Raw genomic sequence first — 12,842 nt, forward strand, 5'->3', positions numbered from 1 at the left:
TGCTTTTGTTATAAAACGACTATCCCTCTCTCACTAATCTTATTACTGTTGTGATCTTAATTCTTTAAGCTTGTCTTCAGCAACTTGAGTGTTTGCACGATCGGCTTGCTTTAAGTACTCAGCAATTTGTGCAATCTCTTCGCCTTGAGCACCGACACTAATCGCTAATGATTTATATTGTAAACTCATATGCCCTTGTTGGATGCCTTCTGATACCAACGCACGGCATGCCGCAAAGTTCTGAGCAAGACCTACCGCAGCTACTACTTCGCCTAACTCTTTAGCTGACGACACGTTCAGTAGGTCTAACGATGCTTTCGCAATTGGCAACACCTTCGTTCCCCCACCGACTGTCGCTAATGTCATAGGCACTTCGATGTCACCGATTAAACGTTGGCGCTCTTGATCATATTTCCAAGTCGCAATACCACGGTATTGGCCATCCTTAGCAGCGTATGCATGTGCACTCGCTTCGGCACCACGCGTATCATTCCCCGTTGCTAAGACAACAGCATGAATACCGTTCATTACACCTTTATTATGTGTTGCGGCACGATGAGGGTCAACTTGAGCTAGTACAGATGCACGTTCCATTCGGCGCGCTACTTCTTCACCGCTTCGTTCACCTTTTCCTAAATCATCTACTGCAATTTCGCCTCGTATATGAACGACAGAAGCAGTCGCATGATTAGATAGGATACTCATCAAGATGTCGCTGTCCGGAATTTCAGTTTTAAGATATGCTGCGATACCTTCTAACATCGTATTCAGCATGTTCGCTCCCATCGCATCTTTCGTATCTACGAAGATTTTCAAGGAGAGTAACTGTTGTTCAGGGAACGTATCAATTTCAAAACGACGATAGCCACCCCCTCTTTTTAAAATAGAAGGGTAAGCCTCATCGGCAATTTGTTTAATCTGCTGATCAAAGCGATTGATTTGCTCTGCTAAAGCTTCTGTATCTTCGACACCATCAAAGACGATTTGACCAATCATCAAACGCTCGCTAGAAACGACTTTAAACCCGCCTGTTCGGTTAACGAGCTTCGCACCATAACTTGCCGCAGCGACTACAGAAGGTTCTTCAACCATCATTGGCACCACATAAGATTGACCTTCAACATCAATTTGTGGTAGCAAACCTACTGGTAGTGCGCCTTGCGTAATTACATTCTCAATTAAACTATTCGCCACATCTTCATTAATCGTGGCATAATTTTTCAACGTATTGTAGTCATCGTCGTTCAACCAACCATATGACTTCAACATCTCAAGCTTATCTTCACGTGACAAATGTCTAAATGATTTATCCAAAGGCTTCATAAACTACTCTCCTCTTTCCACATGTAATGCGATGCCTAAGCCGCCACCGATACAAGCTGTTGCGATACCTGATTGTTTATCCTCTTGAGATAAGATATTTACTAGCGTTGTCACTAAACGGGCACCACTCGCTCCAATAGGATGTCCTAAAGCAATCGCACCACCATGAAGGTTAAATTTCTCATCAGGAATACCCAAGTGTTCTTTAACCGGAATGCTTTGTGCAGCGAATGCCTCAGTCATTTCAACAACATCGATGTCTGTCATTTGTTTATTCATTTTAGTTAATAAGTGAGAAACTGCATGATATGGTGCGTAACCCATCATCTCTGGATCGCAACCCACTTCTGAATAATCTCCGATGAGACCTAAGATGTCATAACCGTTCTCTTTCGCATAATCTGCATCCATCAAGATGAGCGCAGACGCACCGTCATTAATACTAGAAGCGTTACCTCCTGTTACAGTGCCATCTTCTTTAAAGATTGTCTTGAGTGTGCCAAGCTTTTCTACACTGCTATTACCACGGATGCCTTCGTCGGTCGTCATCATTTCGCCGTCAGCAGCTTCAAGAGGCACGATTTCATCTTTGAATTTGCCTGCTTCAGTAGCTTGAGCTGCTTTCTGTTGTGAATTGTTAGCGAAAGTATCTTGTGCTTCACGTGACACTTGATATTTATCAGCAATCTTCTCAGCTGTCACGCCCATTGGCACATTGTGGAAAGCATCTGTTAAGCCATCATGCATGAAGCTTTCAACTGGCTTCTCGTCTTCCCCTAATAACAGCTTCGGTGCATTGGTCATACTTTCAACGCCACCTACTGCTACGACTTTCGCTTCGCCAAGTTGAATAAGTTGCTTACCTAGTATAATGGCTTTAAGACCTGAACCACATACTTCGTTAATCGTCATCGCTGGTGAAGTTTCTGGTATGCCAGATGCAATACTGATTTGACGCGCTGTATTCTGTCCAAGACCTGCTTGTAACACGTTACCGAAGATGACTTGTTCAATCTCTTCAGATTTAACGTTTGCACTTTCAATAGCTGCACTCAATGCTTTCGTTCCTAGTTCAACTGCGTTATAGTTACGCAATCTACCTTTAAATCTCCCTATAGGTGTACGTTTCGCACTAACAATAGCGATATTACTCATATAAATTTCTCCTTTGTTTACTTTGTAATTACTGTATTTATAGGTTGTATTTTGATATGATACAATTGCTATTTTTACATAAGAAAGGGGTCGATACATCATGACTATCGGTATAGATCAAATAAACTTTTACATTCCACAATTCTACGTTGATATGGCTGAATTAGCTGAAGCACGCGGCGTTGATCCGAATAAATTCTTGAAAGGCATAGGCCAAACAGAGATGGCTGTCAGTCCTGTAAGTCAAGATATCGTATCAATGGGTGCTAACGCAGCTAAAGATATTCTTTCAGACGATGATAAGAAAGCGGTTTCTATGGTGATTGTAGCCACTGAATCAGCAATTGATTCTGCGAAAGCGTCTGCAGTTCAAATTCACAACCTGCTCGGTATTCAACCTTTCGCACGTTGTATTGAAATGAAAGAAGCTTGTTACGCGGCTACTCCAGCCATCCAACTTGCTAAAGATTATCTTCAACAACGTCCTGATGAGAAAGTGCTCGTTATCGCTAGTGATACTGCACGTTACGGACTTGAATCAGGCGGAGAACCTACGCAAGGTGCGGGTGCCGTAGCAATGATGCTCAGCCACAATCCTCGCATTCTTGAACTCAATGATGATGCTGTGCCATTTACTGAAGATGTCTATGATTTCTGGAGACCGACTGGCCATATGTATCCACTCGTTGCTGGTAAATTATCTAAAGATGCGTATATTCACTCTTTCCAAGAAAGCTGGAAAGCGTATGCTCAGCGCTATAATCATTCTTTAGATGACTTTGCGAGTCTATGTTTCCACGTTCCATTTACTAAAATGGGTAAAAAAGCGCTTGAATCCATCTTAACAGATGAGATTTCAGATGAAACTCAGAAACGTCTTACAGAGGGATACGACGCAGCAACATATTATAACCGTTACGTCGGAAACATTTACACAGGTTCACTCTACCTCAGCCTGATTTCATTATTAGAAACACATGATTTAGAAGCTGATCAAACCATTGGTCTCTTCAGTTATGGTTCAGGTTCAGTAGGTGAATTCTTCTCTGGTAAACTAGTTGAAGGTTATCGTGATGCTTTAGCAATTGATGAACATAAAGCTTTAATGAACAACCGAAAAGCATTGTCCGTTGAAGAGTATGAATCATTCTTCAAACGCTTTGACAACTTGGAATTTGATCACGATACTGAGCTTGCAGAAACACCTAAAGGCGCATTCTACTTAGATCACATCGAAGATCATATCCGCTCTTATAATACCTTATAATAATTTAATATTCACTGGATAAGGGTAAGCCTTATCCACTACACAGATTCACTGCGCCACTGAGATATTATGGCTTAAAGTCGCACTGTTATGACAACATAATAGTGCGACTTCTTTATGTAGAAAGGCTTATAATCAGACAGACTCAATGCCTCCCTACTTCTTTACTCAGTCAGTCGGCAAATAGAAATCACCTAAATCTACGCCCTCTAATTCTAGAAGCTGCATTTTAACATCTAATCCTCCACCGTAGCCGGTTAAGTTCCCATTCTTCCCCACTACACGGTGACAGGGCACAATCAAAGATATAGGGTTACTTCCTACCGCCCCACCTATCGCTTGAGCTGCCATCTTCTGCTTACCTCTTAAACGCGCGATATCTTTAGCGATTTCACTATATGTGACCGTCTTGCCGTACGGAATTTGTCGCAAATAATGCCATACTTGTTGCCTAAACTCTGACCCTTGTGGATTTAACTCGAAATCGATTTCTGGTCGCTCACCTTTGAAATAAGCGTCTAACCAAGCACGTGCTTTAGCAAAGACTAGCAAGTCACTTTCTTCAAAGGTATCATTAAACTGATCTGCGAAATCTTGTTGGTTCGCGTGCCACACGCCAGTTAAAGCACTGCCATCAGAAGTTAACGTCAATTGTCCTATAGGTGATTGATAGTGTGTTAGATATTGCATAGTATTCCTCATCTCTCAAATCATTTTCTCTATCATAGCCTATGAGTCTACTGTTTGTAAAATTTCACTTTTAGAGTTTCTACCCACGTCTTTCGAGGCTTTTTCAGTTACTGCAACTTTGGAAAATGAGACAAATTTCATCGTTACTGCACTCATTAGTTCTCTTTTCGTGGTAGTAAACATCCACCTACGATAATAGCAATCACCACCATTAAGACACCAGTGAGAAAGCCGTAACTTGCTGCTTGAGAAACCGACTTACCACTTGAAAGCACGCCTTCATATACAGATGTAATAATTGCGATACCGAATGCGCCACCAAGTGTGGAGCCCATTTTAAAAATACCTGAAGCAACACCTACTTTATCTTGAGGCGTCGTTGAAACTGCAGTATTCAATGCCGGAGTAGCAAACAATCCTGTCCCTGTACCAAACAGCACGCTCGCGATAATTACTAGTACGAGATAGCTAGATGAACTCAAAAACGTCATACTCAATAAAGCAATTCCGATTGCAGAAAGTGTTGGGCCACCCACCATCATGACTTTCGAACCAAAGCGATTAATTCCTTTCTCACCGACTCGTACCACAATCAACAATGCAATCACGTACGGCAGAGTAAGCAATCCAGCTTGAAACGAATTCAATTTCAAACTGCCTTGCGCAAAAATGTTAATTAGTGCGATGACACCTACGCAAGTATTCAATAATGTATTCGCGATAACTGCGCCGACGAAGGCTTTATTTTTAAATAATCGTAAATTTATAAAAGGTTCTGCCCGACGTTGTTCTACAAAGATAAATAGAACCACACTCACTACAAATACCAGCAAGCAACCTATTGAGTACGGGTGCGTCCAGCCCATCTTATAACCTTGCGTAATTACGAAACTAATGCTGGCAATCATCGCGATAAAGATCACTAACCCCACCAAATCGAAATGTGTACTGTTATCGCGCTGACGTTGTGTATCCGAGATGTCTCGTAACAACCAAAAGGCCACGATAGAAATCACAATAGATAGGATGAAGATGTATTGCCAACCGAGATAAGTTAAAATTAAACCCGCGAAGGTAGAGGCAAAGCCAGTCCCACCGAATGCCCCGATAGACCAATAACTCAACGCTTTCTTACGTGCTTCACCGTCGAAGTAGTCGTTAAACAGAGCGATTGTCGTTGGCATAATAATCGCAGCTGAGAAGCCTTGTACTACTCGTCCAAGTAGAAACAAACTAATGTAGCTAGTCAGGACGAGCAGCAGCGAACCTATCACGTTTAAGATGAGCGCAAGATAAACCATCTTCACTCTTCCTAGCTTGTCCGCCACGTTTCCAGCTATAACCATAAAGACGCCAGTCACAAACGAAGTCAAGCTGACAGAAATGTTCACGATATTGAGAGAGGCATGATACGTTGATTGAATTTGAGGCCCTATATTGAGCAATGCTTGCGCAAATAGCCAGTATGTCAGTATTGATAACATTACGCCTACAATTAAACTACGCTGCTTTCTCTTACTAGATAATGCTGTCATTACACCACATCCCCTTTAACCCCTTAACTTATAACTAAATTGTAGCATTACGTATAAATTTTCGAAATAAATTTAACCGAATTTTCAGACTTATTTAGTTAAAATGTGCTTTTTCCATCCTGTTACTAAAAGCACATCATCGATCTCATTTGCCATCACCTTTACCGTCACTCAATATAAATAACACAAAAAAGATAAAAGCCACGAACATAACAGTACGAAACCACATCACGCGCTCAAGATGAGGATACAAAGCACTCAGTATGATATAAATCATGCCGATAACGATAGCTAAGACCAAATATATACGTCTTTTCATCTCGCGTTCCTCCCACACGTTCTACTATTGAAAGGGCAGGAACACCCTATTTATAGTGCCCTGCCCTTACTGAGACTTATATTAACTTGTTTAGATTAATATGAGATTAGAACGCTTTAAAGTTCACGAAATTATAACATTTCTGAAACGACTTTTTGTTCTAAGAAGTTGATGAGGTAGTCTGGTCCACCTGTCTTCGCATCTGTACCTGACATCTTGAATCCGCCGAATGGGTGGTAGCCCATCACAGCTGCAGTACAGCCACGGTTGAGGTATAAGTTACCTACATCATAGTCTTCAATTGCTTGTAACCAGTGTTCACGTGTATTTGTAATCACTGAACCTGTAAGACCATAATCTGTATCGTTAGCCACGTCTAACGCTTCTTCCCAACTGCTCACTTTCACGAAGCCAACAACTGGACCGAAAATTTCTTCTTGCATGATTTGGTCTTTAGATTTCAATCCTGAGAAGATTGTTGGGTGTACGAAGTAACCTGTTTCGTCTTCAGTTTCGCCACCGTGTTCTAACTTACCTTCTTTTTTACCAATTTCAATATAGTTCTTGATCTTATCAAATTGTTTTTGGTTAATTACTGGACCCATTTCAGTATTGTTCTCAGTGTTACCGAATGTGATGTCTTTCGTTAACTTAATTGCTTTTTCCAACACTTCATCGTGAACCGCTTTATGCACGATCGCACGTGAACATGCTGAACATTTTTGTCCTGAGAAACCAAATGCTGATGAAACAATGGATTCAGCAGCTAAATCAGTGTCTGCGTCTTCGTCAACGATAATCGCATCTTTACCGCCCATTTCAACTGTGACACGTTTCAAGAACTGTTGACCTTCTTGAACTTTCGCAGCTCTTTCGAAGATACGTGTACCTGTCGCACGAGATCCTGTGAAAGTAACGAAATGCGTATGAACACTATCTACAAGATAGTCACCGATTTCTTTCGGATCACCTGGTACGAAGTTAACTACCCCTTTAGGTAAGCCTGCTTCTTGAAGCACTTCAATTAACTTGTAAGCAGTTAACACTGTGTCTTCAGCAGGTTTGAGTAATACAGTGTTACCAGCGATAACTGGCGCTAAAGTTGTACCTGTCATAATCGCGAACGGGAAGTTCCATGGTGGAATAGTGACACCAGGACCGATTGGTTTGTAGAAGTAGCGGTTATGTTCGCCTTCACGGTCTAAGACAGGTTTGCCATCCGCTAGTTCCATCATTGAACGTGAATAGTATTCGATAAAGTCGATACCTTCACAAACGTCGCCTACCGCTTCATCCCATGGTTTACCTGCTTCGTAAACCATTACAGCAGCGATTTCTTCTTTACGACGACGGATTAATGCAGCTACACGTAACATAAATTCTGCACGATCGCGGTGCTGCCATTTACGCCATGACTCGTACGCTTCATTAGCCGCGTCAAATGCTGCATCTACATCTTTCTTCGTCGCTTTAGAAATTTCAGCAATTTCTTCAGAAGTATTTGCTGGATTAATAGAAGTGAAAGTATCTTTCGTGAATTTCTCTTCGCCATTGATCCATAAAGGTACTTTTTGGCTGAATTCACCTTTCACTTTACTTAACATTTGCTGGAATGATTCAACATTTTCTTGTTGAGAGAAATCGATTCCTGCTTCACTTCTGTATTCTCTTACCATCATTTCTACCCCCAATGTTTGTTAATAGAAAACTTTAATGGAAATATCCACTGTTGCTATGTATTTTATCTGTCTTTTCTAATAATTGCAATCGCTTACAAATATTTTTTTAGAAATTTACCAAGATTTCATCTCTTTTTAATATTACCTTTCAGGTGTAAAACGCTTTATCTTCAATAGTTTAAGGTAGTTTATTTTGTTTTTGTAAAAGTTAAAAAAATTTAGTGCTAGATCACAAATTTTTAAGTTCATTCTTTGGCTTGATTTAATACATGAGTCACGCCATATGTTTCTAGTAAAAAAGACAATGCCACTCAGCATGTTATACACTCAGTCACATTGTCTTGTGTTAACTATATGTTGTATTTTACTCATCCTAAAAATTAAGCACGTGCCTTATGCTTAGTCTGCTTATTGCGGCGCACAATCAGCATATTTCCAGCGATGAGCCAGAACAGTGTTGCCACGAAATTGAGGCTCAATACCGCTGCAATCGCAAGCAAGATAAATATTACGCCTGCAGTCTTCGGTAATTTGTTGATAATCAGAGCTGTAATTAAAGCTACTGCCGCAACGATAATAGCTAAACCAATTAAATAGATAATCCATTCATTCAGACTACTTACGATTGAATTGATATCTGCATTGGATAATTCACCCGAACTCACTTCTTCTTTGATATTGTCCTTAATTTCAGATTTAAAGCTATCGTCATTCATGAAAGGTGCGATGATCCCGTAGATAAATATGAGCGCAAATTGTAAGAGTAGTCCTAGCCAAACTAGAATCTTCTCCCAAACTCTTTTCATTCAAGTTCCTCCTAGTGATTATATATTTATTATTCACCATGCATTGTTATTGTATAATACAGCTTATTCAAAAACAATTAGCTCTAAATTTATCAGAATATTACGTTGTAATTTATTCTATTTACTTTATAATTAGGTTTAAATAATTACATAATTACACTTATTTTATGCTTTAACTAAAAGGAGTTGAGAACACACATAAAACATCTTTCAAAATTAATAGCTATACTCAACTGGTTGAAAAAAGATTGGAATTAATGAAATCCTTTGTTTTCAGTTGACAATCCTCCCTTGCTTAAGGGGTCGCACTCAACTAATTCTTCTCACCCAAAGAGTTCGAAGAATGGATTTTCGTTGCGACCTTTATCCTTCAAGCGTGTCGAATTGTCTTTGAAAACAAAATTAAATAACTATCTTTCAAAATAATCTATTATTACCCTACTGCTAGAACACCTATATAAAGTAAAAACTAAACAACAACTATGAATTCTTAAATTAAGACTAAACTTAAATATAGGTTTTATTGAAAATATAAATAACGCCGACATCGATGAATAACTGATAATAAACCACTAAATAATATTTAAATCACGACTAAGAGAAATGCATCTATGTAATCAACCTCACTCGAAATCTAACAATAAACAAAGGATGGAGTATTTGTTTTATGAATGATAAACAGACTAAAAATAGAAATTTCGTTTATGGGATATCGGTTGCGATCATCGTGTTGATTACCGCGATCGCTGGTATCTTCCCTACTCAATTCGGTCATCATGCGCAATACATCTATGATTTTATTTCCAATAGCTTTGGCTGGCTATTCCTACTCATTATCTTTATCTTGGACATCTTCTTAATCGCTTTAGCTATCTCTCGCTATGGCCGTTTCAAGCTTGGCGACGACGACGAATCATCGGAGTTCTCTATGCTTTCCTGGATTGGGATGTTGTTCTCAGCTGGACTAGGTGTCGGTATCGTCTTCTGGGGCGTGGCTGAACCGTTGACGCACTACCTACATTCTCCCTTCCCGGGTAAGATTGCGAACGCCTCTGAAGATTCAGCTCGTGTCGCAATGGGTTATACTTTCTTCCACTGGGGTATTTCGCAATGGTCGATCTTTGCGATTGCTGGTTTAATCGTGGCTTATTTCCAGTTTCGTAAAAAGCGTGACGGGCTCATCTCGACTACTATGGAACCTGTCTTCGGTGAAGCGTATCGCAGACCTTTTAGAAATATCATCGACATTCTCGCGATTATCGCAACGGTAATGGGGATTGCGACATCTATCGGCCTCGGTATTATGCAGATTAACGGTGGATTACATCATGTCTTTCATGTGCCACAAAACAACAGTGTTAAAATTGGTATTACCATCTTGATGGTCGTAATCTTCTTAGGTTCGGCTATTACCGGTTTAAATCGTGGGGTAAAATGGCTCAGTAATATCAATATTGGGCTTGGTGCTATTCTCTTAATCTTCATGTTATGTGTTGGTGATCTCAAATTTATTCTGGAATCTTACACACTCGCGATTGGCGATTATCTCCGTCACTTCATCGAATACAGTTTGCGTCTCAACCCATATGGTGGCAGTGATGCTTGGATTCAGAAATGGACGGTCTTCTACTGGGCATGGGTTATTTCCTGGTCACCGTTTATCGGTGGTTTCGTTGCCCGGGTTTCAAGAGGACGCACCGTACGTGAATTCGTCATTGGTGTACTGATTGTTCCACCACTCATCTCTTTCAGTTGGATTGCTGGATTCGGCGGCACGGCTCTGAAATTTGCCTTGAAAGGTGACGATATCGCACACGTTGTCGACAAAGATTACACTGTAGCTTTATTTGAACTGCTATCCAAATTTCCACTTGCGGATATCACGAGTATCCTAGCTATCGCATTAATTTTTATCTTTATTATTACCAGCGCAGATTCGACGACACATATTGTAGCTGGTATGGCGACAGGTGGACTAGCGAACCCTAAAGTGAAACATAAGATTATCTGGGGGATCCTCATTGGAGCAATCTCGGTTTCCATGACTATCGCAGGCGGATTGACGAGTTTACAAACTGCTTCCGTCGTCACAGGCTTACCGTTCTCAATCATTTTACTCTTAATGATCTTCTCACTGATGAGAGCTTTAAAACGCGAACATACCAAACACTTCCAAATGTCGTATATCAATGATGAGAAAGACTACTCCATACCTTTAGAGGAGCGTGAGAATGACGGTGAGGCAAGTAGCAGTAAGGATATTGAGGAAGATAATCATCAAACTGTCGACTACGACCGCCACACTCAGCAAGTGAATAATCACTCACAGGATAAAAATGAATAGTCTTTGACATGTATTAAATACCTAATGCAGCCAATCAATTAAGGTTGGTTGCATCTTTTTTAAGCAGGCTTCCCTATTCATACCTCTATTCATGTATAATAGATATAGGAAGTAAAAGTAAAAGTTTAATTATTAGAATTTTTAAACTTTTACCTAGAAAAGGGGATGAGAAAATGAATTTACATCACGCTTTACCGAGTGAAATTCGAGAATTGATACGTAAGGGGAAGTTATTCGGACATACGAGTGGAATGGCGAAAGGCTACGTACAAGCGAACGTCGTGATTCTACCTGAAAAATATGCATTTGACTTTCTAAAATTCTGTTTTCGCAATCCGAAGACATGTCCTTTATTAGATATTGCCGAAACTGGTGCGGTATCCTTCCCGACCTATGGCAAAAACGCAGATATTCGTACAGATGTGAGTAAATATCGCGTTTATCGACATGGCGAGCTCGTTGAGACACCTAATGATATTCAACACCTCTTTGAAGAAGATATGGTTAGTTTCCTAATCGGTTGTAGTTTCACCTTTGAACATGCCTTACTGGATGCTGGTCTCCCTGTGCGACACATTGAAGAACAACATAACGTGCCAATGTATGTGACTAACATCGATACGCGTCCGAGCGGCATCTTTCGCGGTCCATTGACTGTGAGTATGCGTCCGATGACGATGAAAGAAGCCATTAAAGCGACTGAAATCACGACACATTACAAGCAAGTGCACGGCACACCTATTCACATTGGTCGTCCAGAAGATATCGGAATTAAAGATTTAAGTCAACCTGATTTCGGCGAATCTGTGCAGATAAATGAAGGCGAAGTGCCCGTGTTCTGGGGTTGCGGTGTGACACCACAATCCGTTGCTTTAGCTGCTAAACCAGATCTCGTCATTACCCACGCGCCAGGCCATATGTTCGTGACCGATGTCCTCGAGAGCCAAATGGGAGATTAAGTATTCACAAATGATAGAGTGTGCCATTACGTATTGTTGTAACGACACACTCTCAGTTTGTATATTTAAATTTTGCTTCTGTTTGTTTAGTTACTTGAGTAAAATTTATCTAGTGTAAACCAAAGTTTTCTTCCTGTTTCACATTACCTCGCTTAATATCGCTATCTAAATTCTTTAACATATCTTCATATAATTCTTGAAATCTAGTTTCATCCTCGTCAGAATAACCTTCAAAAATGACTTTATCAATATTCTCTTCGTTAAAATAATAAATTTCGTCTTCAACTACGCCTATTGGATATTTACATGCAGAATAGTCGAATATATAACGCTGATTGTCCATTTCTACAATCGGCCCTCTATTGATAATCATAAGTTTCTGAGAACCTTCTTTTAAATAAATAATGCTGCCTATTGTTTCCATTTAATGCCACCTATCCTTCCTTCGATTTTATTTTGGGTGTATAACAATCCATTCTGAAATAGAATGAAAGCAAATACTAATACAATAAATGGAAAAGATATAAAACTAAATTCTCCATCCATAATAGGAGTTAGTGTACAAAAAATAAAAAGCAGATATCCAACTATGTTTAAGAAAACACCTTTTAGTAAATCTTTAGTATTAGGTAATATAAAAGCTTTAATCCTATAGTTGTCTAAGTTAATACTCAATTTACGTCTGTTATTCCTATCATTTCTTCCTTTTAATATTAATAACGGTATAATTGCTAGCAGTATAAAGACTGTCTCTTATACACATCT

The 12,842-nt window shown here is 39.9% G+C and carries 11 protein-coding genes; 3 read left to right on the plus strand and 8 right to left on the minus strand.

Annotated features, from left to right (window positions below):
* Positions 1–42: 42 nt before the first annotated feature.
* Positions 43–1,323: a hydroxymethylglutaryl-CoA reductase, degradative gene (locus tag CD126_RS07645; RefSeq protein ID WP_049407938.1), complete on the minus strand. Its 1,281-nt coding sequence runs from the start codon at positions 1,321–1,323 to the stop codon at positions 43–45.
* Between the two features lie 3 nt (positions 1,324–1,326).
* A complete protein-coding gene (locus tag CD126_RS07650; protein ID WP_049407936.1) occupies positions 1,327–2,478 on the minus strand; it encodes a thiolase family protein in 1,152 nt (383 codons plus the stop codon).
* A 100-nt stretch (positions 2,479–2,578) separates the two neighbouring features.
* Between CD126_RS07650 and CD126_RS07655 the strand changes: the two genes are divergently transcribed.
* The gene (locus CD126_RS07655) at positions 2,579–3,745 is read left to right on the plus strand and encodes a hydroxymethylglutaryl-CoA synthase (RefSeq protein ID WP_049407934.1); all 1,167 of its coding nucleotides are present in this window, start codon (positions 2,579–2,581) and stop codon (positions 3,743–3,745) included.
* Positions 3,746–3,913: 168 nt separating this feature from the next.
* On the opposite strand, the gene CD126_RS07660 is transcribed toward CD126_RS07655, so the two are convergent.
* The 5 genes from CD126_RS07660 to CD126_RS07675 form a co-directional block, all read right to left on the minus strand.
* On the minus strand, positions 3,914–4,435 hold the full coding sequence (locus CD126_RS07660; protein ID WP_049407932.1) for a methylated-DNA--[protein]-cysteine S-methyltransferase: 522 nt from the start codon (positions 4,433–4,435) through the stop codon (positions 3,914–3,916).
* A 155-nt stretch (positions 4,436–4,590) separates the two neighbouring features.
* Positions 4,591–5,970, minus strand: coding sequence for an MFS transporter (locus CD126_RS07665; protein ID WP_103370266.1), 1,380 nt, complete (start codon positions 5,968–5,970; stop codon positions 4,591–4,593).
* A 145-nt stretch (positions 5,971–6,115) separates the two neighbouring features.
* The gene (locus tag CD126_RS12140; protein ID WP_160313434.1) at positions 6,116–6,289 is read right to left on the minus strand and encodes a hypothetical protein; all 174 of its coding nucleotides are present in this window, start codon (positions 6,287–6,289) and stop codon (positions 6,116–6,118) included.
* 131 nt (positions 6,290–6,420) lie between these two features.
* A complete protein-coding gene (pruA, locus tag CD126_RS07670) occupies positions 6,421–7,965 on the minus strand; it encodes an L-glutamate gamma-semialdehyde dehydrogenase (RefSeq protein ID WP_040805936.1) in 1,545 nt (514 codons plus the stop codon).
* Positions 7,966–8,348: 383 nt separating this feature from the next.
* Positions 8,349–8,774, minus strand: coding sequence for a DUF4064 domain-containing protein (locus tag CD126_RS07675; RefSeq protein WP_049407927.1), 426 nt, complete (start codon positions 8,772–8,774; stop codon positions 8,349–8,351).
* Between the two features lie 667 nt (positions 8,775–9,441).
* Between CD126_RS07675 and CD126_RS07680 the strand changes: the two genes are divergently transcribed.
* Positions 9,442–11,118 (plus strand): BCCT family transporter, encoded by a 1,677-nt coding sequence (locus CD126_RS07680; RefSeq protein ID WP_103370267.1) that lies wholly within the window; start codon positions 9,442–9,444, stop codon positions 11,116–11,118.
* A gap of 173 nt (positions 11,119–11,291) precedes the next feature.
* On the plus strand, positions 11,292–12,077 hold the full coding sequence (locus tag CD126_RS07685) for a putative hydro-lyase (RefSeq protein ID WP_002470896.1): 786 nt from the start codon (positions 11,292–11,294) through the stop codon (positions 12,075–12,077).
* A 109-nt stretch (positions 12,078–12,186) separates the two neighbouring features.
* Here the strand turns inward: CD126_RS07685 and CD126_RS07690 are convergent, their stop codons facing one another.
* Entirely contained in the window at positions 12,187–12,501 is a 315-nt protein-coding gene (locus CD126_RS07690; protein WP_049407920.1) for a DUF4176 domain-containing protein, read from the minus strand.
* Positions 12,502–12,842: the final 341 nt, after the last annotated feature.

It is taken from the genome of Staphylococcus pettenkoferi (assembly GCF_002902685.1).
Taxonomy (GTDB): domain Bacteria; phylum Bacillota; class Bacilli; order Staphylococcales; family Staphylococcaceae; genus Staphylococcus; species Staphylococcus pettenkoferi.

Coding starts and splice junctions, on each gene's coding strand:
- CD126_RS07645 (WP_049407938.1), bottom strand. CDS start 1,323: ATGAAGCCTTTGGATAAATCATTTAGACATTTGTCACGTGAAGATAAG.
- CD126_RS07650 (WP_049407936.1), bottom strand. CDS start 2,478: ATGAGTAATATCGCTATTGTTAGTGCGAAACGTACACCTATAGGGAGA.
- CD126_RS07655 (WP_049407934.1), top strand. CDS start 2,579: ATGACTATCGGTATAGATCAAATAAACTTTTACATTCCACAATTCTAC.
- CD126_RS07660 (WP_049407932.1), bottom strand. CDS start 4,435: ATGCAATATCTAACACACTATCAATCACCTATAGGACAATTGACGTTA.
- CD126_RS07665 (WP_103370266.1), bottom strand. CDS start 5,970: ATGACAGCATTATCTAGTAAGAGAAAGCAGCGTAGTTTAATTGTAGGC.
- CD126_RS12140 (WP_160313434.1), bottom strand. CDS start 6,289: ATGAAAAGACGTATATATTTGGTCTTAGCTATCGTTATCGGCATGATT.
- pruA (WP_040805936.1), bottom strand. CDS start 7,965: ATGGTAAGAGAATACAGAAGTGAAGCAGGAATCGATTTCTCTCAACAA.
- CD126_RS07675 (WP_049407927.1), bottom strand. CDS start 8,774: ATGAAAAGAGTTTGGGAGAAGATTCTAGTTTGGCTAGGACTACTCTTA.
- CD126_RS07680 (WP_103370267.1), top strand. CDS start 9,442: ATGAATGATAAACAGACTAAAAATAGAAATTTCGTTTATGGGATATCG.
- CD126_RS07685 (WP_002470896.1), top strand. CDS start 11,292: ATGAATTTACATCACGCTTTACCGAGTGAAATTCGAGAATTGATACGT.
- CD126_RS07690 (WP_049407920.1), bottom strand. CDS start 12,501: ATGGAAACAATAGGCAGCATTATTTATTTAAAAGAAGGTTCTCAGAAA.